Origin of the sequence: Shewanella olleyana (assembly GCF_023283825.1) — a bacterium.
Lineage (GTDB): Bacteria > Pseudomonadota > Gammaproteobacteria > Enterobacterales > Shewanellaceae > Shewanella > Shewanella olleyana.
In genome coordinates, this window is record NZ_JAKILD010000015.1 from 74,194 (window position 1) to 100,374 (window position 26,181).

19 protein-coding genes and 1 other RNA gene are annotated in these 26,181 nt (G+C 39.9%); 10 read left to right on the forward strand and 10 right to left on the reverse strand.

Going from position 1 to position 26,181, the window contains the following annotated elements; genetic code table 11:
* Positions 1 to 43: 43 nt before the first annotated feature.
* Positions 44 to 3,130 carry an efflux RND transporter permease subunit gene (locus L2735_RS12115; protein WP_248984957.1) on the reverse strand — a complete coding sequence of 1,029 codons (3,087 nt, stop codon included), beginning with the start codon at positions 3,128 to 3,130 and terminating at the stop codon, positions 44 to 46.
* A gap of 3 nt (positions 3,131 to 3,133) precedes the next feature.
* A complete protein-coding gene (locus L2735_RS12120) occupies positions 3,134 to 4,216 on the reverse strand; it encodes an efflux RND transporter periplasmic adaptor subunit (protein ID WP_248984958.1) in 1,083 nt (360 codons plus the stop codon).
* 230 nt (positions 4,217 to 4,446) lie between these two features.
* On the opposite strand from L2735_RS12120, the gene L2735_RS12125 reads away from it, so the two are divergent.
* Positions 4,447 to 5,391: a LysR family transcriptional regulator gene (locus L2735_RS12125; RefSeq protein WP_248984959.1), complete on the forward strand. Its 945-nt coding sequence runs from the start codon at positions 4,447 to 4,449 to the stop codon at positions 5,389 to 5,391.
* A gap of 165 nt (positions 5,392 to 5,556) precedes the next feature.
* Here the strand turns inward: L2735_RS12125 and L2735_RS12130 are convergent, their stop codons facing one another.
* From L2735_RS12130 to L2735_RS12145, 4 genes are all read right to left on the reverse strand, one after another.
* Positions 5,557 to 7,686 (reverse strand): bifunctional 2',3'-cyclic-nucleotide 2'-phosphodiesterase/3'-nucleotidase, encoded by a 2,130-nt coding sequence (locus L2735_RS12130; RefSeq protein WP_248984960.1) that lies wholly within the window; start codon positions 7,684 to 7,686, stop codon positions 5,557 to 5,559.
* 1,091 nt (positions 7,687 to 8,777) lie between these two features.
* A complete protein-coding gene (locus L2735_RS12135) occupies positions 8,778 to 12,314 on the reverse strand; it encodes a pilus assembly protein (protein WP_248984961.1) in 3,537 nt (1,178 codons plus the stop codon).
* Positions 12,315 to 12,317: 3 nt separating this feature from the next.
* A complete protein-coding gene (locus tag L2735_RS12140) occupies positions 12,318 to 12,761 on the reverse strand; it encodes a pilus assembly PilX family protein (protein WP_248984962.1) in 444 nt (147 codons plus the stop codon).
* Between the two features lie 403 nt (positions 12,762 to 13,164).
* Positions 13,165 to 13,470, reverse strand: a complete 306-nt coding sequence (locus L2735_RS12145) for a DUF3144 domain-containing protein (RefSeq protein WP_248984963.1) — start codon at positions 13,468 to 13,470, stop codon at positions 13,165 to 13,167.
* Between the two features lie 712 nt (positions 13,471 to 14,182).
* On the opposite strand from L2735_RS12145, the gene L2735_RS12150 reads away from it, so the two are divergent.
* The 5 genes from L2735_RS12150 (at position 14,183) to L2735_RS12170 (ending at position 18,241) form a co-directional block, all read left to right on the forward strand.
* Positions 14,183 to 14,515, forward strand: a complete 333-nt coding sequence (locus L2735_RS12150; protein ID WP_248984964.1) for a TM2 domain-containing protein — start codon at positions 14,183 to 14,185, stop codon at positions 14,513 to 14,515.
* 185 nt (positions 14,516 to 14,700) lie between these two features.
* Positions 14,701 to 14,958 (forward strand): HP1242/YdcH family protein, encoded by a 258-nt coding sequence (locus L2735_RS12155; protein ID WP_248984965.1) that lies wholly within the window; start codon positions 14,701 to 14,703, stop codon positions 14,956 to 14,958.
* A 201-nt stretch (positions 14,959 to 15,159) separates the two neighbouring features.
* On the forward strand, positions 15,160 to 15,870 hold the full coding sequence (locus tag L2735_RS12160; RefSeq protein ID WP_248984966.1) for a DUF6445 family protein: 711 nt from the start codon (positions 15,160 to 15,162) through the stop codon (positions 15,868 to 15,870).
* A gap of 149 nt (positions 15,871 to 16,019) precedes the next feature.
* Positions 16,020 to 16,484, forward strand: a complete 465-nt coding sequence (locus tag L2735_RS12165) for a Fur family transcriptional regulator (protein WP_248984967.1) — start codon at positions 16,020 to 16,022, stop codon at positions 16,482 to 16,484.
* A gap of 470 nt (positions 16,485 to 16,954) precedes the next feature.
* Entirely contained in the window at positions 16,955 to 18,241 is a 1,287-nt protein-coding gene (locus L2735_RS12170; protein WP_248984968.1) for a carbohydrate porin, read from the forward strand.
* 144 nt (positions 18,242 to 18,385) lie between these two features.
* Here L2735_RS12170 and L2735_RS20110 read toward each other — a convergent pair whose 3' ends face one another.
* From L2735_RS20110 to rsmI, 3 genes are all read right to left on the reverse strand, one after another.
* Entirely contained in the window at positions 18,386 to 19,375 is a 990-nt protein-coding gene (locus tag L2735_RS20110) for a GGDEF domain-containing protein (RefSeq protein WP_346348134.1), read from the reverse strand.
* Between the two features lie 727 nt (positions 19,376 to 20,102).
* Positions 20,103 to 20,464, reverse strand: an RNA gene (gene rnpB, locus L2735_RS12180) — RNase P RNA component class A.
* Positions 20,465 to 20,544: 80 nt separating this feature from the next.
* Entirely contained in the window at positions 20,545 to 21,387 is an 843-nt protein-coding gene (gene rsmI / locus L2735_RS12185; RefSeq protein ID WP_248984970.1) for a 16S rRNA (cytidine(1402)-2'-O)-methyltransferase, read from the reverse strand.
* Between the two features lie 89 nt (positions 21,388 to 21,476).
* Here rsmI and L2735_RS12190 point away from each other — a divergent pair, with 89 nt between their 5' ends.
* The 4 genes from L2735_RS12190 (at position 21,477) to L2735_RS12205 (ending at position 24,930) form a co-directional block, all read left to right on the forward strand.
* Positions 21,477 to 23,300, forward strand: a complete 1,824-nt coding sequence (locus tag L2735_RS12190; protein ID WP_248984971.1) for a penicillin-binding protein activator — start codon at positions 21,477 to 21,479, stop codon at positions 23,298 to 23,300.
* Positions 23,301 to 23,351: 51 nt separating this feature from the next.
* Positions 23,352 to 23,687, forward strand: coding sequence for a YraN family protein (locus L2735_RS12195; RefSeq protein ID WP_248984972.1), 336 nt, complete (start codon positions 23,352 to 23,354; stop codon positions 23,685 to 23,687).
* A gap of 80 nt (positions 23,688 to 23,767) precedes the next feature.
* Complete coding sequence (locus L2735_RS12200; protein WP_248984973.1) at positions 23,768 to 24,361, forward strand: phosphoheptose isomerase; 594 nt, start codon at positions 23,768 to 23,770, stop codon at positions 24,359 to 24,361.
* Positions 24,358 to 24,930, forward strand: a complete 573-nt coding sequence (locus tag L2735_RS12205; protein ID WP_248984974.1) for a BON domain-containing protein — start codon at positions 24,358 to 24,360, stop codon at positions 24,928 to 24,930. Before L2735_RS12200 ends, L2735_RS12205 begins: the two co-directional genes overlap by 4 nt.
* Before the next feature lie 127 nt (positions 24,931 to 25,057).
* Here the strand turns inward: L2735_RS12205 and L2735_RS12210 are convergent, their stop codons facing one another.
* On the reverse strand, positions 25,058 to 25,930 hold the full coding sequence (locus L2735_RS12210; protein ID WP_248984975.1) for a DMT family transporter: 873 nt from the start codon (positions 25,928 to 25,930) through the stop codon (positions 25,058 to 25,060).
* Between the last annotated feature and the right edge of the window lie 251 nt (positions 25,931 to 26,181).

Here is a 26,181-nt window from a genome sequence, read left to right on the forward strand (position 1 = left end):
AGCTGCTATACATGACTTTAGCCGTCATTTTTAGCACGAGCTATTAGGCTTTAACCGTGGCTCCCTGATAAGGAATACGGAACGCCATGGTATACATCACTGGCAATACAATTAATGTCATCATCGAGGCAACGCCAAGACCAAAGATAATGGTAATCGCCATTGACCCAAAGAACGCATCACTTAATAGCGGAACCATACCTAACATAGTGGTAATTGCCGCCATCAATACCGGTCGTACACGGCTCACTGATGAATCAACAACGGCTTGATAAGGGGCTTTACCTTGAGCTAACTCCACGTTGATTTGGTCCACCAGCACGATACCATTTTTAATGATCATCCCGGTTAAGCTCAATAAGCCAAGTAATGCCATAAAGCTAAACGGTGCATCAAATAACAATAGACCCGATACCACACCGATTAACGCCAGTGGCACCGTAAACCAGATAACTAATGGCTGCCTGACTGAGTTAAACAGTAATACCGTAATCAAAAACATGAACAAGTAACCCATAGGTAATGAGCTAAATACTGACACTTGAGCTTCAGTTGATAGTTCATACTCTCCGCCCCATTCAAGCTCATAGCCTGCTGGTAGTTCGATGGATTCTATCGCTGGACGTAATTTACGGAATACGGAATCAGCCGTTTCATCGGTACCATTAATCGGATCGGCAAGCACTGACAACACACGCTTACGATCACGACGCATAATGATTGGGTTTTCCCACTCAGTATCAAAGCTTGAAACCACTTGTGTTGCAGGAACAAAGGTATTGCTTTCGCTACTCCATACTTGCAGTTCCCAAATACTTTCAGCATCTAAACGTTCTGACGCGGGTGCACGAGCAACAATCGGTAGCAGGTGACTATTTTCGCGATACACACCCACTGACTTACCACTGAAGTTGGTCAGTAATGCATTATCTAAGTCCGTTTTGCTAATACCGGTTTCTCTAGCTTGAGCAAAAGCAAGTTGCGGGCGGATCATTTGTACTTGATTGCGCCAATTATGTCTTACGCCAACAGCTGTTGGTTCAGCATTAAAAATCGCTTCGGCTTTAACCGCGATTTCACGCAGTACCTTTGGATCTTCGCCATAAAAACGCGCTTCAATTTTAGCGGCTGGGCTTGGGCCATTTTCCATGTATTTAAAGCGATATTCAGCCTCAGGGAAACGCAGGCTTAGCTCTTGTTCAAGCACACGCATATAGCTATTTACTGTTGTTAAATCGGTCATTTCAATTAACAACTGACCATAAGCACTGTAGCCTTTTTCAGGTACATAAGGCAGTACGTAACGCTGTGCGCCTTGGCCTAGCACTGTGGTCAAGTTAACCATGCCGACATCTTTTTCAGCTTGCTCAGCTAATAGATTCTCTTCAATTTTATGTAAGAAAGACTCAGTCGCTTTGATATCAGTGCCTTCAGGCATCCACACATCAACATAAAATATTGGCGTATTTGACGCAGGGAAGAACACGTTTTTCACGTGACCAAAACCAGCAAGTGAGGTGATTAATGCTGCAATAATTAACAGAACGGTTAGTACTCTAAAGCGAATCGCTAGGTTTAATGTGGTGCGATAAACCTGAAATAACCAACCTTTGTATGGGTCATCCTCAGCATCTCCAGTAGGCGTTTCACCATCTTTAAACATCATATTGCAAAAGAAAGGCGTTAGCGTCATCGCAGTAATCCAGCTAATAAATAACGAGATTAACAACACTTGGAATAACGATACACAAAACTCACCGGTGGCAGTATCAGATAAACCAATAGGCGCAAAAGCGATAATGGCAATAATGGTTGCACCAAGTAGCGGCCACTGTGTTTGTGTGACGACTTCTTTGGCGGTTTCAAGGCGAGTTTTGCCCCGTTTAATACCAATTAATATTCCCTCAGTCACTACAATGGCATTATCCACCAGCATACCAAGCGCGATAATCAAGGCACCGAGCGAGATTAACTGCAGCTCGATATTAAGCACTTTCATCACGATAAAGGTGCCAAGAATGGTCAGCAGCAGCACCAAACCAATCAGGATGCCCGAGCGTACACCCATAAACACTAACAGCACACCAATCACAATAGCGATAGATTGAGCAAGGCTGACTAAAAAGCCTTTTACCGTTTGATCGACCATCTTACTTTGGTCGTAAACCGTTTCTAGCTGCATGCCAATAGGCAGTTCGCCGTTAAGCTCTCCCATTCTTGCATTGACACTTTCGCCAACCGTTACCACGTTCACGCCACTTGAGAACGAAATACCAATCGATAATGCGTTTTTACCATTAGCATGATAGATATTGCTTGGGGTTTCTTCTGTGTCTTTATAGATTTTAGCGATATCCCCTAGGTAGACTAATTTAGTGCTACCTGGCGCACTCACCAATAGGCGCTCCATTTCCGATACGCTATCAAACTCCCCTGTTGGGTGAATACGAATACGGTTATCACCAACACGGATACTGCCAGCATTGGACACCACGTTCTGACTATTAATTAAGCTGTAAATGTAATCTTGATCTAGGCCTAACGCATTGAGCTTTTGCTGAGACATTTCAACAATAACTTGCTCGTTAATTTTACCTGCAATGGTGACCTTTTTGATGCCATCAACGAGCACGAGTTCACGACGTAAAAAGTCAGCATAATTTTGCAGTTCACGGTTGCTATAACCGTCACCACTGACATTGAGTAAGATCCCGTAAACATCGCCAAAGTCATCAATCACAGATGGGGTATTTACCCCGGGTGGTAACTGGGGGATCGTGTCATTGACCTTACGGCGAACTTCATCCCACATTTGTGGTAGTGCGTCTTTGTCGTACTGCTCTACAATTTCAATTTCGATTTGCGATAAACCCGCACTGTTAATTGAAACAATGTGCTTTATACCATCAAGTTGTTGCAGCGCATCTTCAAGCGGTAAGGTGACTTCCTCTTCCACTTGTTCAGGTGATGCGCCAGGGTAACTGGTCACCACTAGTGCATTTTTAAGGGTGAACTCAGGAAATTCCAACTGACCTAAGCTAAAAAATGAAATACTACCGCCAACGAGTAACAATAGCGCGAACATCCAGCTGATCACTTTACGAGTGATCGATAACTCTGCAAAATTCATCGCTTATACACCTCGTTGCCAGCGCAACGGCTTCACTGCTTGGTCTTCAGATAAGTACTGCACACCAGCAACCACAATTTGATCGCCAATATTAATACCATCAATAATTTCAATACCATGGGTCGTTACATTACCGATAGTCACTATGTGCTGTTTCACTGTGCCTGACTCATCACTGTATGCCCAAATGACACTCTTACCGTCAACATCACGTTTTAGTACCGCGCTAGCAGGAACAATCGCTGTGATGCTATTGGTATCAACACCTGAAATATCTAGGCTCACTTCAGCACTCATACCCGGTAAGACCGTCATGTTTTGTGGGCGCGGTAAGGTAAATACCACCTCATAACTTTGAGTACCTTGAGTCACCTGAGTGGCATACTCTTTTAGACGCACTGGATAGGCATTAGCTGGGTTATTAGCAAAGCGTACTTCAGGCATAAATTCCGCATGAGGATTAAACCTTGTCACGCTGCTTGCTAAAGACTCTGGCACTTGGATGACCACGTCAATATTGCTGTCTTTTTGCAACACTAGAATGGTTTGGTTTGCCTGCACCATTTGATAATTATCCATATCAATTTTAGCGATGGTGCCATCATAAGGGGCTTTTAACTCTGTGTAGCTTAATTGGTCACGGGCGCTAGCTAAATTCGCTTCAGCAGACTTAAGCTGTGCTTTGGATAAGTCGTAATCGGCAGCCGAGATTAACTCACGACGTAATAGCTCACCTTTACGTTTAAAATCCGCTGCTGCAAGTTCATGGTCAGCTTCACGGTTCAATAAGGTGTTGGTTGCATCGCGATTATCAAGGCGAACTAATGTCATGCCTTTTTTCACTTGCTGCCCTTCAAACAGATTAAGATCCACTAAATGGCCTGAAACCCTAAACGCTAAAGTAGCTTGCTTTGTTGCTGCCACTTTAGCTGGGAAAGCGCGTACTGAACCCGCGTTTACATCAGTCACGGTCAGCAGTTTTACTGGCCGAATGGTCGGGGGGGCCACTTCAACTGAATCGGCTGTACAGCCAGATGTCATCAAAATGAATAATAATAGTGAAAATGGCATTACGAGGTATTTCATTATCGAATTTCCCATGGTGTATCGAATATTTTGTAGCGTTGATGTAAACAAAGCGCAACAATAACAGTGAACACAGTTTAATAAAATGGAATGATTTGGGACCAAAGGTTCCATTTATTGAAACTATAATGGCTTGCTATATACAAGTGGGTGTGGGCATAGTGATAATAGATAAATAGAATGGAATTGTGTGATGCTTAATTTCTGTACATACCCTTTGAGTTGTAAACATGAAAACCGAAGATATATCTTTATTCCACAGAATTGTAGAAACCGGCAGTCTCGTTGAAGCTGCGGACATTCTTAACTTGCCTAAATCGACACTTAGTCGCCGTTTAAATGGCTTAGAAGAAGAGCTGAATGTCAAACTATTCCATCGCCAAAGTCGCTCGATGACCTTAACGGCATCGGGGACGCATTTTTATGATAAGACCACATCGATGATGTCGTCACTTGAACAAACTATCTCCGAGCTCACCGATGCTAAATCTGAAGTCAGTGGTCATTTACGTATTTTAATTTTCCCTATCCCTGAACTGTTACAAATTACCCAAGGTATTTTACAGTTTATGGATTTACACCCTTCCATCACAGTTGAGATTATCGTCAGCGCTGAGCCTCAAGATATGATCCGCAACAACATTGATTTAGCCTTCATGCTAGAAGACTCATTTAATGAAAATGAAATGGTGGCTCGGCATATCATGACTGAAACGGTGCACTTTTTTGCCAGTCCTACTTATCTAAAAAAAGCGGGAATACCCAAAACACCTGAAGATGTAACGCATCACAATTCAATTTTATTTCGCTATCCTAACGGGCGTATTTTTAACGAGGTGCCATTTGGACAAGACATGACGTTAACAGTAAAAGGCAACCTCTGTGTTAATAGCCTTTCTGTGTGCTTAGAGGCGACATTAGCAGGTAATGGCATCTCTATGATGCCACTTCCTTTTTGCCAAGAGCATGTGGAATCGGGTGACCTTGTGATGCTATTTAAAGAAATAGCCCCCTACGAAGGAAAATGTTACTTAGTTTATCCATCAAGACGCTATATAAGCCTGGCGAGCCAACGCTTTATCGACCATATGATGGTAGAGCTAGAAAATTGCTCCATTACGGGGAGGTGTAATCAAGAGATCAAGGTTCGTGGGCCAATTAAGCCATTGATTTAGAATTAACTTGAGTGTGCAATACTCGCTTAAAATTAACCTAATCAGTTCATACGTCGATTTCGAGACAATAAAAAGCCCTGCATATTGCTACGCAGGGCTTTATTAAAAACTTACGTTAAATGCATAAAATATCTATTTACTTAACGAAATTTAGTCAGCTAAAAGTTACTTAGCAGAACAGTTGAATTCACCACTGTAATCAAAGTTAAAGTTGTAAATAGTGAACCCTTCAGTCCCTTCTTTAGTCCCATCTTCTTGCTCGGTTGAAAGACCAGTGATCTTATCTGCACAACGGAAACCTTCTTCTAGTCTTGCAGAAGCAAATGACACACTAGTAGTGGTAGTTGGCGCTTCAAGCTCAAACACTTTAGCGTTAGGGAATGACAACTTTGTCCCTTCTTGCTCTTCTAAAAGATCAGCCAAGTAGGTTTGTACTAAGTCACGGTTAACAATGGAACCATCTTCTTTAACGATAGTGGCATTATCAACACCAGGCATATCTGAGTTAGATGCACGATAGTTATTGGTAATGACGTAGATTTCAGCATCATCTGCAATTTCAACACCGTTATAAGTTAGGCTAGTTAGCTGCTCACTATCCGTTGTGTCATACTTAAAACCATCAATATTGGTGTACTTAGACTCTTTTTCAACGTTAACTTTGTACTTAAGTAAACCATTACCTTCGGCATCAAAACCACCGAAGAATGCATCAAAGTTATAACCAGGGAATTCTTCAACAAGGAAGGTTTCACCGTCAGCTAGTGGTAAGCTTCTGTATGCATTTGAGTTAATCCACTCAATCCAGTTTCTCATATCTTTACCAGTCATTTTTAAAACGGCTGGGGTGTTGTTATCAAACACATAGATATCAGCAATTGATGCGTTAGTTAGCTCACCTTCTTGAATATTGGTGTAGTCAGCTCCGCCATTACGACCTGATTTAAAAGGTGCAGATACAGATAAGAGCAAGGCATCGTCAGATGCATCAGCAAAATCACCTGCTTCTTTCCATTTTTTTAACTGATGAAGCTGCGCTTCATTCACAACTTGCATAGATAAATCAGGCACCACTTGTGGGAAGAAGCTGTTCATGTTGACATCGATTTCGGCAATCGTTTCAGCCATATACTCAACCGTGCCTTCATGTTCAGTTTCCACTAAATCTTCGATTTCGCCATCCGAACCTTCAACTAATGAACGAAGTGCAGCAGTTGACTTAGAATGATCAACAGACCACGTTTCGCCGCCATCTTTTGAGTTAAGTTTAAGATCAATAACACCTAATTTCGCGCCCCAGTAGCCTGGCATCACAGCTGGAATACCGTTAATTAAGCCTTTTTCTTCATCAACATCTGGAATGTCTCCGTACTCACCAGTGTCATTTGGGAAATCACGATGATCATGACCAAACATGATGGCGTCAACATCGTCGACATAAGCTAAATGTAATGTGGCGTTTTCAGCAAATTCATCATCATTATTGTTCAAGCCAGAATGAGGAATTGCAACGATAACGTCTGCACCTTCAGCTTTCATAATTGGTACGTAGTGCTCAGCCGTTTTCTTAATATCAGAAACAACAACATTACAGACTAAGTTAGATGCATCCCAACCCATAATATCCGGTGGAGTGAAACCAATCACACCGACTTTAACAGTATGTGCTTTACCATCATCAGCGATAAATTCGCGATCTAAAATCACATATGGGTTATACATATGCTCAGCTGCGTCATAGAACTCTTCAGTAATGCGAACTTCACATTCTTCAGTTGCATCGCTCACTTTTTCTAGCGAGTCATCAGCTTTCCAAACGTTGGCACTTACATAAGGGAACTCAGAACCTTCAAGCGCTTCGCCTAGATATTCAAGGCCATAGTTGAACTCATGGTTACCTAAGTTAGCAGCGTCATACTCTAAGTGGTTCATCGCCTTGTAAACTGGGTGAGTTTCATCTTTAAGGTGTTCTGCGCCAAGAGCTGCCATGTAATCGCCCATTGGACTACCTTGGATTAAATCACCGTTGTCAAACAACATGCTATTAGCCACTTCTTTGCGCGTTTCTGCAATCACTAAAGAAGTACGTGCTAAGCCCCACTCAGGTAGGTTCTCTTCGTTATCAGCTTGGCTAACAAAGTAATTGTAAGGCATTACGTTTGTATGGATATCTGTGGTTTCCATTAAACGAAGATCGAGACTAATCGAATCTTTTTTATCGTCTGATGAGTTACAACCCGCTAGTGCTGCTGCAACGCTTGAAACAAGAAGAAGCTTCTTAGCATTAAATTTCATGTTCACTCCAAAGGAATTTTGATTTATTTCACTCAAATCATTACCGCCGATTAAAAAACTCATTAACTCCCTAATAAAGCAGTAACTATTAACTAATATGTTTGGCGTCTCTAAAGACGGCGATAAATTAATTAAATTTAATAAACAAGTAAAGGAAACAATAGCCCCACAAAGAGAACAATTAACAACAAAACACTTATTAAACCGAGTAATAATTTCAGTAAAATAATAAATTTAAAATATAAAACTACATAAAAAGCACAAATTACAGTCAAATTAATTCCACATAAAGGTTACAGAATTATTAAAATAACTAATAAATATTTATTTTAATATTGATAAAGATGTTTTTATGGTTACAAATATCTTAGTTAGCGATTAAATTTGCGGACTTTATAAATGGATAAAAATTGACCTAGTACGAAAGAAATATGCTGCAGTATGAACACTCGTTAAATAGTAAAACTTAAAACCTTACAAAACAGCATGATAAACAAAAACGGGTTGAGGTGTGATTTACAAAAATGGAGCTTTAAGTAATTTTATTTTTTTCATAATAAGAAAAAAACACAAATTGTGGCTATTTAAGGCAACCCGCATTAGCTTTAAATGGATTTATGATCATTAACTTTCAGTTCTGACAATATCATTAACCTTGATAAAGATTTAAATAGGTTTAAATCAGTAGCAAGTACAATAAAATTTAGTCTAATTATTTTTTTACTGCACACAACAACAAACGCAAACACAAAGAGCTAATTACAAACAAAGAGGTTTCAAGCAACTTAACCGCAACAGTTGATCATTACTTTTAAAAAGTTAAGTTTCATTTTTATTACGCATTGAATAACTAACAATAAACATAAAAATTTAATTACCCCCCTTCGTATCTATTTTTAAATACAAACTAACCAACTCGATTTAAAAACTAACAATCCATAATAGAGAACAATAAGACAATGTAATTAGAATAGATATAACTAAAGTAGCTATTAATAACATTGATAAGTCATAGATTAGATCAAAGAAGAATAGCGCTGCATTAAACTTAACCTACGACTTTTAAAAATGTGATAACTCAATTATTCCGGTTAATTCTGACTATGGAAATAAATTTTATTCATTTGTAAGCCACCACTAATACAACGAGAATCACCTTCAGCACATCCGTCATCAAAACCTGGCGCTTTCTCCATATTATCACCAGCACGGCCAATACCTATCATATACATATTATCCCCTCCCTCTTGCCCCTCAGGGACAACAATGGTTGGGGTATCGGGTATCCCCTCTCCAGTCTCATAATATAAGCTGGAATATGAACGTATGCCTCGGTGTAAATCAAAGCCGTATAAATGTCCTACTCCTGTGGTTAAACAAAGGTTTTCATCTTCTACGTCACCAGGGACATAAGAAGTAAAGAAGACTCGCCCCTTGGCAATAAGTGCTGCAGATAAACTCTTTTCACCTACATTTGAAAAGCTGTAATACCAGCCTTTTTTAGTACTGAATAACTTATTTGCAGAATCCGACAAAGGTGGCGCCTCGGTAACATCAAACAAATCATCGATCTCTAGCGCTTCTGGAATGGGATTTATACTGCCATTAAATGACCGAGTCACCACATTACGATCCTGAATAACAAAGAATTTATCTGAACGTGTTTTATCTAATGGGTGTGGCCGATGCCCAGTCCCTACTGCTATCGCATCATAGGGAATGGTTTGATACGTACTATAAGTGCTGCCATTGTCATTCACTTCATGCATATTCGTGAGCATCGTTTGTGCGATAATCGGTTCTGCAAAAAAACGGCGATCATTAAACTGACTTTGACCACCTAGGCTTGCAAGTTTGTAGCCTGTCCACGGCGCATCTGCACCATTTGGCTCACCACTGGGCAAGTCCATCCGCCATATGTTGGCGCCTGTATCTGTTGCGTAAATTCTGTCAGTTAACCCATCGTTGTCGCTGTCGAGTATCGCCACTTTATTGGGGATACTGTCATTAATGCCAGCAAGTTGTGTTTTGCCCGTACCAAAACTGGTGCCGAAATGATGAACCAGTTCACCTGTATCAGCATCTAAAATGTAAACACCTCTACCAATAGTGTCATTTATACCGACTGATTCACTGTCTTTCGTCGCTGGTGAATACCCGCCTCCAATAATGACCACAGGTTTCGCATTTTCAAGTGAGGTGTTCCCTGCAGGATATCCTGGAATATAGGTTACGACGGGTTCAGACCATGATTGACCCAGTTCACTCATGCCCATTGAGTTTGGATTGATCTGCCATTTAAATTTAGGAGAATCAGGATGAGTAATATCAAAGGCGTAATAAGCGTTACCTCCTCGGCGCATCCCCACAAATAGCCATGCTTTATCAATGTTATCGCCGCTTTTTTTAATATAAGCAACAGGAGAACTGTCCATACCGTAAACCGAGTGCACCCCAGTCTCGGGATTATCTCTTAACTCTCGCACGTTAGTGAGTAACTCTTTAGGCATAAATGCCCAAGACTCATTTACCTCTTCACCACTATCGTTAAACATGTGCAATAAGCCGTGATTAGTGCCAATAAATAGCTTGATGTTTGGCGAGTTTTTAGTGCCATAATTAATTGCCAACGGCTTTGAATGCAGTGAATCTCCCATAATATCTTGGCGTAATTCGTTGGTAATATTGTTGTCGTTATCATCATCGACATCGTAGCCTTGGATCCATTTGAATAAGTTATCTAATTCATCTTCTTGCACTCCCATGAAGCTGGCTAACTCTTCTTCACCACCTAACGCATTTTGTGCATTGTTCTTATTCAATGGCTCAAAATTACTGAAACCCAAGTTGCTGTATATGGCTCGTTCAGTATTACCCTGTAAATGTTGCGCTGCGCCGCCTAATTGAACCGCGCTGCCATCACCATTTCCTGCCATGCTGGTACAATCAACGGTCCAGTAAGTACAAGCTGACCCTTTTATTAAACCACCACTATCCAGTGCATCATTACCGTTAGCATCCTCCACAGTGCCATCACTTCCAACAGACAGTTTTTTCAAATTGCCTGACCATCGTGGCCCTTTAGAGGGTAAAAACATTGAATAATAAGCGGAGCTGTTGGTGTCGACTCGCCCTGAAGAAATTGCCGGAGAATTAAAAGATGCAGGCTTGTTTTGGACTTCAGCAAACACATTTTGCAGTGCTTTTTGCAGCGCATCAGCACTTTTGGCTGAGTAATACTCTCCGCCGCCATTTTTTGCAGTCAGCTTAAGTAATGTTTCTGCGTTATCGGCTCCATCACTGAAACCAATGGTATGTGTTGTCACATTCTGGAAGTTATCTTCATTAGTATTAACGTCATTCTCATACATCCACTTTGATAATGCCGCAAGCCCGTTTCCTCCTGTAATAGTTTTGCCAACTAACGTAGAAATAAGCCCATTGGAATAACCATCTCTAGTGGGTTCTCCATCCGTTATATAAACAATAGAAGCATTAGACTGGCAGCGTTTCCCCACAAATGGCGAAATATATCTGCCATTAGATTCCGCGTTCATATCACGAGTGATATTGATGTCACCGGTATCCGCCTCATAGCCATTGGGTCTTGGCTGTGAATAAGGCTCCACAGGGTTATTACCAAAGTGAACATCTCCGCCACTGAAGTAGCGATAGGCTTCAAATAAAGTGTCACAAAGCGGCGTATAGTTTCGATATACCCCTTCAAGCCCTTGCACTTTGGTTAATAGAGACTTTTTATTTTGATCGGTAAAAGGTTGAATAGCATGAATTATCCTTCCACCCGAATTTTTATCTTTATCGTCCTTATTAAAAATAGCTAAACCAAAATCCACACCTGGCGTGTTAATAATGGTGTCTTCAATCACTCGTTTGGCGACATCCATACGGGTATAATTCATCGTGGATTTGTTGGAGTGATACCATTGCACGTATTTTTTTGTATAAAGCGTTATGGCAGTTCCAAGGCCAAATTGAGTGCTTTTTGATTTTGAAATCGCATCATCAATTGAATCTTGGTCAGATCCAGGGGTTAGATAGGGTTTGTCATAACCATCAACAGGGAAACCATTCGGGTAAAAGGCATTGCTTTGCTGCTGACCTTGGCCATTACCTTGGTCTTGCTCAAGAATATCTTCAAGACAATCTAAGGTATCAATTTTATTACCTTTATCCATTGGTAATTCTGCCCAAGTACGGGTACCAGCCTCGTAATGGCGTATATAACCAGTATACATGCCATACCGCTCAAGATAGTCGTGTGACTGAGCGCAACCATTATACTTAGAGAGAATATTGGCACTGCTTGAAGTGCTCGGAATTGATTCTACATCATTGCTATAATAGAGAGTTGTCTGCCCATTTAAATTTTCATTTTCTTGGTCATACTGTTCATCAGCTTTAAAAATAACTTTACCAAAATTATTGTTACCTATGGTGCCGACATACTCCATACTCCCAGAAGTGTCGAAGATAATGAGCACTTGCGGGCGCTCATTGGTACGAATACTAGACTCAGTCACATACAGTTCTGTATCGTCGGCTAAATTCTGTCCGCTATAGCCTGCAATAAAAAATAGCCCGGCACACACCAGTGTTTGTTTCAACATGATTTAACTTCCTGTAAATACTTCCTGTTCCACACCCGTCACGACAGTCAATGAGCCCAAATTACCGCGGCCAAAAGTGGCAGTACTGCTTATTTCTGAACGGCGACAACTGACAGTATCTGCAGCATAAGCTTTGGAGGTACGTTGACAATTCACATCTTGAATCGTTAATGGCGAAATAACCGAATTCACATTAAAATTCACATGAGCAATATTGAGCGGCTCAGCAATATTGGCCATTACAACACCTTTGTTATTTTCTAAGGCTAATGACTGCGCACCAATAGCAGCTAACCTAGCCGCAACACTGTCAGAGCCAGCCCCAGCCATACGTAATGATTGGCTAGAATTTACGGCTAAACCCACTCCGATTATCGTCATAACAACGAGCACAATGAGTGAGAAAAACAACACTATGCCTTGTTGCTTTTTAAATGAGCTTTTCATCCTTTAAGCCTTTTAAATAGATTACTTTTGTTAAGTGATATCTCAACTTCAATAAGTAATCGAAATGATGTGAATTTAAGTTGTAACTTGTATAAATTTGGCATCTTACACCAGTTACAAAAAACAGAAAGTTCACAAAGAACAATAAAGGCGAAATCACTGCAACAATTTGTATCCAAACAACAAATTAACAAATGTGACAGTGTTAACAATGGATAATCAAGCAAAAAAATTACTGATGCTATGTGTTAATGGGCGATAAGTTATAAAGCAGAAGAGCGACTGTGCTGAATCAACAAGACAGAGAAGTGACATAAAATAAAACCACTATCAGATAAATTAATAATGGTTTTATATTGATCATTAACGATAGGTTTAACGCGTTAAAGTGACTAATTTAGCCTTACTTTTGGGTTCTACGGTATTCGTCAAAGTTAGCAATATAATCATCCATATTGCCTTCTAGCATCTTGGTATATTCGTCAACATAGTACTTCATCATTTCAGCTTTCTTTGACTGCATTTGTTCTGCGGTTTTAAAACCTGTAGAACCAAACCAAGCGTTATAACGTGTTAATGCATACATGAATGAAGCACTGATCTCGCCGGTTTTAATTTCAGGGTCTTGATTATGATCATTGGCCACTTGAATAATCGCGTTAGCGCGATCGAAAAAAGCTTTGCTTGGCATTGTGTTTGATTCTGACATGCTGAGGTTCCTAATAATGTGATAGTCATTAGCTAATGACTTAGCTAAGTCATTAGCCAATTTTTGCCGACTTAAGCGGCTAGCCTTATCTATAGTGAGCTTAACGTACGTGCTTTTAAGCCAATAAACCGTAATGTTGTTCACAAACTGCGGCAGTGAGTTTTGATAACTGTGACCCGCTTCATTTTGCTAATAATCAAAACCATATCTGTTGCCACTTTTTACCCAATATACTTCCTATAGCTACCCCAATCCCAAAATAGTTTCCTAGCTGAAACATCGCATCACAATCGAACTGAGCTTTATCTGCAAGCAGAGCAAGGTATAAAAAAAGATAAAAATCGTTTACAAAGCACATGTAAAATCAACCACAACCCAACCAAGATAATTAACAAGTGTAATGTTAATGACTCAAGTCATGAGCAATAACATTGCTAATAGACATTTCATCTGACTGAAATCGATTCGAAACAAAACTGATTTACGCTAGATTAACGATAAGAAAATACCACCTAATTTCATGAACTTACAAACCAGCACGATTCACCCTTTAGTTATTAACTATCTAAAAATTAGCGACTTACTCCATTGACAATAATTTTGTCGATTACCAATGCTTTTTTATTTTAATAGTGAGATCTAGAACACTAGAACTGAGCGCACACTTGTACTCATAATGCCTCATTAGCAATATTGATCTTTGGAGTTTGTAATGCCTCAAGTAGCCTGTTCACAATGCAATCAGAATATAGATTCTAATCATGTCACCTGCCCACAATGTCAGGCGATTCAAGGATTAGAAGCACTTTCAGGCATTGACCCAAATATTCGAATCAAAAACCAGAAATTCGCAATCTGGTTTGGTTTTCTATTCGGTGGCTTAGGTTTACATAAATTCTATTTAGGTCAGCACTTAAAAGGCAGCCTTTACTTAGTATTCAGCTGGACTTTAGTGCCAATGGTGATGGGCTGGGTAGATTCAGTTCGTACCATGAAAATGAGCTCGTTTAACTTTGAGCAGCGCTATAGCAAACGAGCAATGTAGCTCCTTGCTTGCATAAATGCCATAAGACGCCAGCATATCGATTGATGCTAGCGTTTTTGTTACCTAGATCGCTAAACCTCTCAAACTTATACCTTTACTCAATATCATAGTGCTATAGTGATTTTAGTTTTAAAGAAAACTTTTCAAAATAAAGAATTTCAATTCACCATTTCAGGGGAATACCTATGTTAAATGAGAATCATGCACTTATTTTTGACTTTCCAGAGTTTAAGAAAGACATTGTTTATTTGAATCATAAAGATAAAGAGTTTGAAACCTTATCCAAGCAGTATCACTTGTTAGATTATGAAATACGCGAGTTAGAAGTTGAAGGTAGCCCAACTGATGACGAGCATATGCATCAGCTCAAAGTACAGCGAGCAAATTTAAAAGATGTGTTGTTCCTTAAGTTAAAGCAACATCACGACATAGAAACGTCTTAATTCCACTTAACAATCATGAATGACAGGAATTCCATAGCTTTTAATGAAAAAAGCTATGGAAATGGCAATACATTAGTATCCTTGTTTTTTCATTGTAATAAGCTTAATTGCCCTTAAATATAAAATATTGTTACCATGATGTTAGAAAATCTATAAAAATAAAAATGGTCGTTTTACGCTCTTAAATAGAGAACCCTTAGCATGCATGAAAAGTATTCAACCAATCTGACACTACCTGAAGTACCATTCAACTCGCCAACACTTCCTTATGAAAAACCTGAAGAGAACGTCAACTATTGGATTGCTGATAATTTTTTTACTGACAAGCAAGCTACTGATATTGCTAATCGATGTTACACCAAAACTAAATGGAAACTAGGCAAGCCATATACTGACGAACTGTGGCCAGGAATGCGTTCCAAAAATGCGCTAAAGAAAAAGGAATTAGAACTATTAGAACAATGGATTAAACAAAAGATAGGCAAAGATAATATTTGGGTAGCAGAATCAAAAGATGTTGTGGTTGACACAAATACGGCGATTTTAGTTGGCGCCAAAGAAGGCGCAGCAAGACCTCATGTTGATAATAGAAAACTGTGCAGGTTCGGCGCTGTTCTATATTTAAATAAACAACCTGCTCCCCATTCTGGCACTTCTTTTTACCGTTTAAAGTATGCTAATGGTGCCGCCGGAGGTAATACAGTCAATAAACCATACTTAAATCTTGTAGATGCTTTAAATACTCAAAGTCTACCACCAAGTGCTTGGTATGAAGATGTCAGTATTGAAAACCGATTTAATCGACTTATTCTTTTTAAAGGGAATATTGCCCATAGTGCCAGTGGCTATTTTGGCGAAGATAAAAGAGAAAAACGCTTGGCGATAACTTTCTTTTATATGGCCGATGACTAAACCTCAGCTCAGCCTACTTTTAATCTTGGAAACCGTTTACATCTCTTCCAAGCAAAGTGAGTGAGTTAAAACTGTTGAGACATTATTATTTACAATGTCAGCCTTAGCAGAAATAATAACGCCAAATTGATGTCATCTAGAGTTGAACTATGTCTACTAGTAATAAAGTCGCTATCTTTACTAAAGCGGAGCAAATATGCCGCAATAATGGCGTTAAGTTCACTGCAAAAAGAAAGAACGTATTAGGCGTGCTATTAGATGCTGATAAGCCATTATCAGCTTATGATATTGTCGAAAAATATCGTAATACCCATGATGAATCATTGCCGCCTATGTCTGTTTACCGCATGCTAGATGCACTCAGCACAATGTCGCTTGTACATAAGCTTTCATCTGAAAATAAATACCTCGCTTGCTCACATATCACTTGTGATCATGTGCATGAAGTACCTCAATTTTTAATCTGTAAAAACTGTGGCAAAGTTGCTGAAAAAGGTATTCAAACCAGTGTAATTGATGCTTTGAAAAACAGCATTGAGCAAGCTGATTTTCAATTGATTAACTCCCAAATTGAACTGCAATGCTTGTGTAAAGATTGCGCTAAGCGCAGTTAATTTTCCCGTAATCTTCAAGCCTTAAAAGGCACAAAACATGCGTCTATAACACTCTTGTGCTTATTCCTCGCCTTTAAACCTCGCTTAAGAATAGCTATATTTTAATTTAACCTGCTAACCCACACGATAAAAACCATTTAAAGTTGTCATTGAGATAGCTTCAATATATTGAAGTTATATTAAGAAAATCAAAAAACTTTATAATCCTATTATCTGTCGATCTTTTCACTTTAGACTTTGTTGGCAAGAAATTTATTTAATAGGGCATTATTTATCTGACCAAAGTTCGCTGCAAAAGCACTTTTTAAAGCTCAACAGGCCCTTGTCAGTTTTACTCCATAAATGGGATCTATATCACTCTGCACACCAGGTTACACCATGCAGCCAAACACAAACATCCTATTAGCAAAACCCCAAAAATGGTAACATAAGCACCATATCAATTAACTCCCCCCTCCATAGGAAATATGATGACTCGTTATACACTTGCCGCTTCTTGTATTGCTTTAGCGTTATCAGCTAGTGCCAATGCCAACTCTATTGAAGAAGAGCTACAAGCCCTTAAAGATCGTATTGAACAATTAGAAACACAGCAAAAAGCAGCACAACAGCCGCAAGTAATTGAAGAAATCCAAGTTGAAGTCGTAAACGAAGTCGTCAATGAAGAAGTTAAGATTGTTGAAGAAACAAAAGCTAAAATTAACTTTGGTGGCGCAGTGCGTGTCAATTATTCCTATGAAGACTTCAATGATGCCAATGCCGATCGCGGTGGCGATTTTGACTTTGACCTATTCCGTCTTGATGTTTCAGGCAGTTATGGAGACTTAATTTATTCAGCTCAATATCGCTGGTTTGAGTACATGAACGTTGTCCAACATGCTTGGATTGGCTATAACTTTGATGAAAACCAGCAAGGTAAAATCGGTGTCACTCAAGTGCCATTCGGTATGCTGACTTATGCATCAAACAACTACTTCTTCAGTTCTAACTTTTATCTGGGTCTTGAAGATGACCACGATATGGGCCTGAATTACACCTATAAAAGCGATGTAAACCAATTTGATTTAGCCTTCTATAAAAATGATGAGCAAGGCGGTATTGATGGCTTTGTGTCAGATAGAACAGACCGTTACGCCTATGATGTTGTCGGTATCCGCCTAGACGGTGAAGATGCTTATGATGCGCCAACTGCAGGCTATGAAGCGGGTGAAGTGAATACCTTTAATTTACGTTACGCCCACAATTTTACCTTCGATAAACTCGGTCTTGAACTCGGCGGTTCTGTGCAAGCAGGCCAACTCGAAATAGCCAACGGCACAGATGGTGACAACTTTGCGGCAGCTGTCCACGGCATTATTGATTACGATCGCTGGAATGTGAAATTACAAGTCACCGATTATGCCTACGATGTTGACGGCATGGACGTTGACCGTATTGTAGTTGCCGCCTACCACTTCTATGACTCAATCCCAGCAGAAGCGACCACTTACATCGCTAACGTTGCATACAGCTTACCTGTTGATTTTGGACCAGTATCGAACTTAACCTTTTATAATGATTACTCACTCGTCACAGGCAAGTCAGCATCACTTGAAGACACCTTCATGAATGTCACAGGTATGGCGGTTTCTGCTGGCGGTTTATACACCTACTTCGATTTTGTTGTTGCTGAAAACCAACCCTTTATTGGCGGCACCATGGTCGGTGATGGCGATACCAATAAGCGATTCAATATTAACTTCGGTTACTATTTTTAAATAGGTAGTCAGTTAAAGTTTATTAGTTGCTGATTGCATTTTTATCTAAATAAAAAGCCCGTTTATCTCTAGATAAACGGGCTTTTTGATTTATTAGGTGAGCTGGCCGATAAAAATAGGTGACCATGTTTTTGATTTTATTTTTTAAAATATGATTTTATTTTTACCAGCATCTTTTGCTTTATATAGTAAATTATCAGCTTGGCTTAAAAGTCCAGATTGAGTTGACCCCGGAATATGTTTTACTAACCCGCCGCTAAAACTTAGGCGTACCTGCTCACTATTGACTTGAAAATCTAAGTCCGCGATTTGTTCTCTTAGTTGATTCGCATAAGCTTGAGCATGATTGGTATCTTTTGCAGCAAACCAAATACAGAATTCCTCTCCACCAAGACGAAAGATATTTTTAGCGCCGACTTCTGTACTTAAGGAATGAGCGATCAATTTAAGGACTCTATCACCACTATCATGTCCATATTTATCATTAATGCACTTAAAGTTATCTAAGTCGACCATTAACAAGTATTGACTCTGATATTTAGTGAAGGTTTTTGTGAATGCTAAACGATTATTAATACCCGTTAACACGTCGGTCATGGCGAGCTTTTCTAATGAGTCATTTGCCATTGAACGGCTTAACTCAAAATAATGCGAAATACACCAAATAGATAAATAGCATGAAATGACGTTTACCATAACATTTACAATGTCAATGGTATGATTGCCTATTAGCTTTATATAAAGAACGGTTAATAATAACAACAATGTTAAAAACGTTAAGCAAGCACCTAAACGCTTGCCACCAAGAAGGTAAGCAACTGTAGGGAAAAAGAAAATCCATACAAACAAAACATTCTGAACGGGTACTAGGTAAATACCTAATAATATCAACCCTGCAATATATAGCAGGTAGCAGAACACAAGCTTACCAGAACACGCGTGCCTTTTAGATTTTACATGCACAAATAGCGAGAACAAAACAAAAATGCACTCAATAGTTGCGTAAAAATAATGATGATAATACGTCACATTAAAAATAGCTAAAGCAGTAACGATAAAAAGAAAACTAAAACTCAGCTTGCTAAGTAAGTTTTGTCTAACCTGAAAAGTAAATTCTAAAGCATTTGTATTCAAAAAAATTCACCACTGTAATAAACATGTTTAATTCATAGCAGAAATGTTTCGATTAAAGCGTTATTGTTATGATAGAGAAATTACCACTTGTGCCATATACAGTCAATTCATGAACGGCTAATTATGCTATTTTATTGTGACAGCTTGTTACTGCAATCTATTGATTCACTTGTTTAATTTATGTTTAATCCGGTTGTAACTGTGAGACATAAAGCACTTAGCGTTAACATAACCCTATTTATAAAAAACATAAGAAAGCATGTGTTAAATAAGGAGTAATTATTAATGAAAAATATTCAATAAGATTACGGACTACCTATAATAGGAATCTGATTATGTTTAACGTCACATTACGCAATGATCAATACACACAGAAAGCGGCGAGATAAATGGTCTAAATGCACATAATAAAGCACATACACCACAGGCGTTCTATTTAGAGTCAGGTTCTACTAATAATAATCCAAATCCATCGTACACATAGAGTGAAGTGGCATAGTGAATTTGGCCACCAGATTAGATAATTATCAAATGCATATTTAAAGTGTAATTAAATATAGCAATGTCACTCCTTTAAAAAGCACCATTTATAGTTATCTTCTCGCTTAAAATATCATGTGAAATTTATTTATAGAGTTAAAATTTACAGGTTAGCTAAACTTTAATGAATATATTACGCACAACAAAAAGCCCGCTTATCTTTCGATAAACGGGCTTTTTGATTTATTAGGTGAGCTGGCCGATAAGCCGGGTCCTGTCGTGGACAGTTATTCATCTAGGCCTGCAATTGCTCACAGGCTCAAGCGACCTACCCGGTCCCAACGCGAGCAGCGCATTAACTTACCTAAGTAAGCAGTGGGACCCTATTTGGTCTTGCTTCGGATAGAGTTTACCTTGCAACCAACTGTTACCAGTGGCCCGGTGCGCTCTTACCGCACCCTTTCACCCTTACCAACCGAAGTTGGCGGTCTTCTCTCTGCTGCACTTGTCGTCGGTTTACACCGCCCAGGCGTTACCTGGTATCCTGCTCTTTGAAGCCCGGACTTTCCTCCCCGTTCTTGCGAACGCAGCAACTGTCTGGCCAACTCGGCGCGGATTATAGCCTAACCACCAGCAACACACCAACATAAAGATGGTTAATTGAGCGTAAATGCTGGCAAACGCCCGAATTAAAGTCCTATCTCTAATCCATGCTTATATAGCGCGTTCTTTTTCAAACCATAAATTTGTCCAGCAACCGCGGCGGCTTTCTTTAATGGCAACTCTTCACAAAGAATTTTTAAGGTATTAATGACTGTCGTTGAGAATTCTGATTCAACTTCAATGCGATGTCCATGACACATTAAGACAATCTCACCGCGCTGCTGATTACTATCATCTTTAACTTGTTGCAGAACTTGCCCGGCAGGGCCAGATAAAAATGTCTCAAACGTTTTTGTCACTTCACGCGCCATAACAATTTCACGGTCTTCACCTAATGCCGTCACTATTGATTCAAGACTGTGAACAATTCGATGCGGTGATTCATAAAAAATTAATGTGCGCGGGTCTTCTTTTAAGGCTGCTAATTTATCTAAGCGGCCCTTTTCTTTAGACGGTAAAAAACCTTCAAAAGAGAATCTATCAGATGGTAAGCCTGACGCACTTAACGCAGTTATAGCAGCGCATGGCCCTGGCAAAGGAATAACGTTAAACCCTGCTTCACGCACCTGTTTAACTAGGTGATATCCTGGATCTGAAATTAACGGTGTACCTGCATCAGAAATCAGCGCAACGGCTTCGCCATTACCTAACTTTTGAATAATCCACTGGGCTCTATCACGCTCATTATGATCGTGTAGTGCTGTTTTACGGGTTTCGATACCGAAGTGGCTAAGCAGTTTTCCGCTATGGCGAGTGTCTTCACAGGCTATCAATGAGACATTATTTAATACCTCAATCGCGCGGCTACTGATATCCCCTAAATTGCCAATGGGAGTGGGAACGATATAAAGTGCGACCGATAGGTCCATAACTACCTCTGTATTGAATACCATCTGGACTTTCGCCAAGTGAAAGAGCAGGTTAAACTAGAGACAGCATCTTACCAGAGTGAAGCCCTGTGTTAAAAAGACTGATTACAACAAAATTTGTTTTCGCAGCCATTTTGTCTACCGTACTATTTGGTTGTGCAACCCAAATCACTGATAACAAACAAGCTATTGATAGTTCGTTAGCCAGCGTTACCCAAACGGCTAATGTCTATTTATCGGCAGCAAGTAACAGTGAACAGCCACAAGAGCGTGATAGATATTTACTATTAGCGGCTCATGCCTACGTGAACGAAGGTAATCTTAGCGCTGCTGATTCTTTATTGACCTCAATGAAGCCTAAGTTACAGCCAAATCCTAGCTTACAAGCGGAGTGGTTATACCTTTCAGCAAGAGTTGCTGAGCAAACTCGCTCAGAGGCTGACGCACTCGCTATTTTGAATTATCCACAACAGTGGAAGCTCCCCGATTGGCAGCGAGTGACATATCATCAATATAAAGCGCGCTTATTTAACCAAACAAAACAGCCTATTGATGAATTACGCCAGTTAAGCTCATTAAGTTTATATCTTCCAAAAGAGCAAGCTTTTGAGGTCAACGATAATATTTGGCGTGCACTTCAGCCTCTACATGAAGAAACCATTAAGAGCTTTATGGGCGATAGCAGCAATCCGACTTTTTCTGGTTGGTTACAGCTAGCTTATATTGCTAAACATTATGCTGTAGATCCTTCTCAATTAGTGCGTTATTTAGGTGAATGGCAACAAGCGAATCCTAATCACCCTGGTGCGATGAAGCTACCTTCTGATTTAGAAAAAGCTTTGAATGCAAAACCTTATAAGCCACAAAACATTGCCGTGCTTTTACCTCTTACAGGTCGACGAGCTGCTGTTGCAGAGCCTATTCGTCAAGGTATTATCGCAAGTTATATGGCCGCTTATGATGACCAAATAGAGCTTAACTTTTTTGATACTAATCTAGGCGTTGAACAAGCTTATCAAGACGCAATTGCCGCTGGCGCTGAATTTGTTATTGGACCTTTGTTACCTAACGCCGTGGAAGAAATGCAGGCGTTGAACGAGCAAGGCTTAATGACCGTTCCACAGCTGTATTTGAACCAAACGGAAACCTTCACAGCCAATAACGACCAGTTCTATTTTGCGTTATCACCAGCTCAAGAAGCCAGTGATGCTGCGCAAAAGCTGTATAACGATGGCATTACTTTACCTCTGCTACTAGTCAGCAATGACTCAACGGGTAAACGTATGGCTGAGAGTTTTAATAAAAAGTGGTTTGAGTTAACAGAAGAAAACGCCGAAATCCATTACTACGATGGTGGCGATCAGATGAAACTCACAGTGCAAGAAGCACTTGGGGTTAAAGATAGCCAAGCACGTATTTCCCGTATGAAAGAACTCATTGGCAGCAATATTGAAGCTGATTTTCGTTCACGCCGAGATATTGATGCTATTTACATGATTTCTGCCGCTAAAGATTTGGTTCTGCTTAAGCCATTCCTCGACGTTAACTTTAGTGTGTTTGCCGATCCTGTTGCACTTTATACCACCAGCCGCAGTCGATTAAGTGGTAATTCAACTCAATCAGCACAAGAGCTGAATAACCTAATGATCAGCGATATCCCTTGGTTAATGGGCACCAATACTGAAACGACCATGGTGAGTAAACTATGGAGTAATTGGAATAACGGCCAAAAGCGCTTATATATCATGGGTTATGACTCACTAGAACTGGTAAGTCGTTTGGCCCAGATGCGCGCTTTCCCTGGCTACCAATTTAACGGACGCAGTGGGGCTTTATCAGTTGATAAAGACGGTGTGATTGAACGAACGCTTAGCTGGGGTAAATATCAGCGAGGCCAGCTTCGTCCTTTATAACAGTCATTTATAAAGCACCCAATATGAAGCACTTTTTATGAACCTTCTTTTATGAACGAACGCAATCAAGGCCAACACGCTGAATCATTGGCTCGAACTTACCTTGAACAACAAGGTCTACAGTTTGTGACTCAAAATCAGCGTTACCGTTTTGGTGAAATCGATTTAATCATGCGAGATAAACAATACTGGGTCTTTGTTGAGGTGAAATATCGTTCATCACCCCAGTTTGGCGGTGCGTTAAGTGCCGTCTCGGCAGCACAGATATCTCGCATTAGAAAAGCTGCAGAACAATACTTACAAACACACAAAATCAATGCCCCATGCCGCTTTGATGTGATTGCTATCAATGGCAAAGACATACAATGGTTGCAGGGGTGTTTTTAAATAGACAAATTTAGCTATAATGCTGCCAATATATAAAGTTAAGCATGATAGCAACACTTTTAGCGAGTAAGGATTTAACCATGTTAGAACGTATTAAAGACAGCTTCACAGAATCAATTCAAACTAAAATTGATGCAGCAGAAGCATTGCCTGAGTCGATCGAAAAAGCGGCTGAGATGATGGTGCAATGCCTGTTAAGCGGTAATAAGATTCTTGCATGCGGTAATGGTGGTAGTGCTGGCGATGCACAGCATTTTTCTGCAGAATTACTAAACCGTTACGAAATTGAACGTCCGCCATTACCTGCTATCGCACTCAGTTGTGATACTTCAACCATCACAGCTATCGCAAATGATTACAGCTACGATGAGATTTACTCAAAGCAAATCATGGCACTGGGTCAACCTGGTGATATTTTATTAGCTATCTCGACCAGTGGTAACTCTGGCAACGTGATTAAAGCGATGGAAGCTGCATTAGGACGTGATATGACGATTGTTGCGTTAACCGGTAAAGACGGTGGTGCTATGGCTGGTTTCATGAGCGAAGGCGACGTTGAAGTACGTGTTCCTTCAAATGTGACAGCTCGTATTCAGGAAGTTCACTTATTAGTCATTCACTGCTTATGCGACAACATTGACCGCACTCTGTTCCCTCAGGAAGATCAAGCATGATAAAAGCAGTTTTTACCATAGCAATACTGTTCCTACTTCAGGGCTGTGCTGGTGTTGTTATGGTGGGTGCTGTTGGTGGTGCTAAAATGGTCAACGATGAGCGAAGCATGTCTACCCAAATTAGCGATACTAATGCCGATTTTGAAATCACCAGTGCATTGTCAAAACATGAAGACATCCATAACCAGACCAATATTACCGGTGTGGTGTTGAATAGTAATGTATTAATGATTGGTCAATCACCTAACTCTATGCTGCGCGATAAGGCAGTTAAAGTCGTTCAGGAGTTAGAGATCGGCGGTAAGTTGCATAACCAAATTCGCATTGGTAATCCTACATCGTTTACTACACGCAGTAACGATACGTGGATCACTACCAAGGTTAAAACCCGTATGCTGAACGAATCCAAGCTAGATGTCACACGGGTAAAAGTAGTGACTGAGAATGGCGAAGTCTTTTTACTTGGATTAATCGCTCGTGATCAAGCTGATCTCGCTGTAGAAGTGACTCGTAATACTTCTGGCGTGAGAAAGGTGATAAAGGTTTTTGAATATATTGAACCAGAATAGCTCACTCAAAAGTACCCCACTCACTTCTGAAACTAAAAATTCATCGCACTCTTGGTCCGATGAATTTTTTTAGCTATTGTAAGCTTAAAGAAACGTTAGTTTAACGAAGACTTAGCTTAACGAAGCGTTAGCTTGCTAAAGCCTTAGTTGAACGAACTGCAAAGTATCTAATTGCAAATGGTATCACTAAGCTGGGTAGCACAATTAAGCTAGCACCAACCCAACTTAATGCATCTAACCATTCACCAAACCACAGCCAACCGAAGAAGATACAAAACAGTAGGCCAGAGTACTCTGCTACCGCGATATCACTGGCTTTGGCATTTCGGTATGCAAAAATACAGCACAGGTGATAAGCCAAAATAAAGATGTTGCTGACAATGGATAAACCGCTCAGTGACCAAGATATGTGACCGAAACCTATGCTGGCCCCGATGATAACTAACACAGGAATACTCAACAGGTTATAAAGCATCAATGTCACAATAGGTGAGTCCGTTTTGGGTAATTTTCGTAAAGTAATCTGATTAACAGAAAATGTCACTGCGGCAATTAATACCACCAGCCCCGCCCAATTCATTTCTGACGGCCGAAGTAAGATAATAATTCCCACAAACCCCAGTAAAGTGATCAGCCACTGACTCATTCTCACTTGTTCTTTAAGCCGAAAATGGCCTAATACTATGATGATAATAGGCGCAGAGAAAAATAAAGAACTCACTGTAGCCAAAGGTAGTGACAATAACCCGACCACTAAAGTTATCGATGTCACTACACCTATGTTTGAGCGTAGTAATTGTAATTTAATATCTGCGGTATTTGGTCTGCGAGCTATAAGCCACAAAGGCAACAGCATTAACACGCAACCTAGCTGGCGTATAAGTAAAAATGTCACCACATCAGCATCTTGTGGTAACCATTTAATTGATACATCGTATAAGGCGCTGAAAATATTTCCCAATACTAATATCAATGATGCAATGACGACATGTGGCTTCATGGCTTTATACGCTCAAATTAACAGACAACCTAAAAAACCTGAGCTCGGGATAACAACTTGCTTTCTAGAGGTTATTTTTACTGATAACGGCGTTAAATTTTTTTGCAATAGGCCAGCTATTGACGCACAAATTTGCCTTGTTCTAAGCAAAAATATCTCTCTAGAATAAGATTGAAAGCAAACATGTAATAATTCAACAGTTTAACTAACTTCTTATCCCGATTTCAGGTTAAATAAAAAAGCATGATATC

Coding starts and splice junctions, on each gene's coding strand:
- L2735_RS12115 (WP_248984957.1), bottom strand. CDS start 3,130: ATGAATTTTGCAGAGTTATCGATCACTCGTAAAGTGATCAGCTGGATG.
- L2735_RS12120 (WP_248984958.1), bottom strand. CDS start 4,216: ATGAAATACCTCGTAATGCCATTTTCACTATTATTATTCATTTTGATG.
- L2735_RS12125 (WP_248984959.1), top strand. CDS start 4,447: ATGAAAACCGAAGATATATCTTTATTCCACAGAATTGTAGAAACCGGC.
- L2735_RS12130 (WP_248984960.1), bottom strand. CDS start 7,686: ATGAAATTTAATGCTAAGAAGCTTCTTCTTGTTTCAAGCGTTGCAGCA.
- L2735_RS12135 (WP_248984961.1), bottom strand. CDS start 12,314: ATGTTGAAACAAACACTGGTGTGTGCCGGGCTATTTTTTATTGCAGGC.
- L2735_RS12140 (WP_248984962.1), bottom strand. CDS start 12,761: ATGAAAAGCTCATTTAAAAAGCAACAAGGCATAGTGTTGTTTTTCTCA.
- L2735_RS12145 (WP_248984963.1), bottom strand. CDS start 13,470: ATGTCAGAATCAAACACAATGCCAAGCAAAGCTTTTTTCGATCGCGCT.
- L2735_RS12150 (WP_248984964.1), top strand. CDS start 14,183: ATGCCTCAAGTAGCCTGTTCACAATGCAATCAGAATATAGATTCTAAT.
- L2735_RS12155 (WP_248984965.1), top strand. CDS start 14,701: ATGTTAAATGAGAATCATGCACTTATTTTTGACTTTCCAGAGTTTAAG.
- L2735_RS12160 (WP_248984966.1), top strand. CDS start 15,160: ATGCATGAAAAGTATTCAACCAATCTGACACTACCTGAAGTACCATTC.
- L2735_RS12165 (WP_248984967.1), top strand. CDS start 16,020: ATGTCTACTAGTAATAAAGTCGCTATCTTTACTAAAGCGGAGCAAATA.
- L2735_RS12170 (WP_248984968.1), top strand. CDS start 16,955: ATGACTCGTTATACACTTGCCGCTTCTTGTATTGCTTTAGCGTTATCA.
- rsmI (WP_248984970.1), bottom strand. CDS start 21,387: ATGGACCTATCGGTCGCACTTTATATCGTTCCCACTCCCATTGGCAAT.
- L2735_RS12195 (WP_248984972.1), top strand. CDS start 23,352: ATGAACGAACGCAATCAAGGCCAACACGCTGAATCATTGGCTCGAACT.
- L2735_RS12200 (WP_248984973.1), top strand. CDS start 23,768: ATGTTAGAACGTATTAAAGACAGCTTCACAGAATCAATTCAAACTAAA.
- L2735_RS12205 (WP_248984974.1), top strand. CDS start 24,358: ATGATAAAAGCAGTTTTTACCATAGCAATACTGTTCCTACTTCAGGGC.
- L2735_RS12210 (WP_248984975.1), bottom strand. CDS start 25,930: ATGAAGCCACATGTCGTCATTGCATCATTGATATTAGTATTGGGAAAT.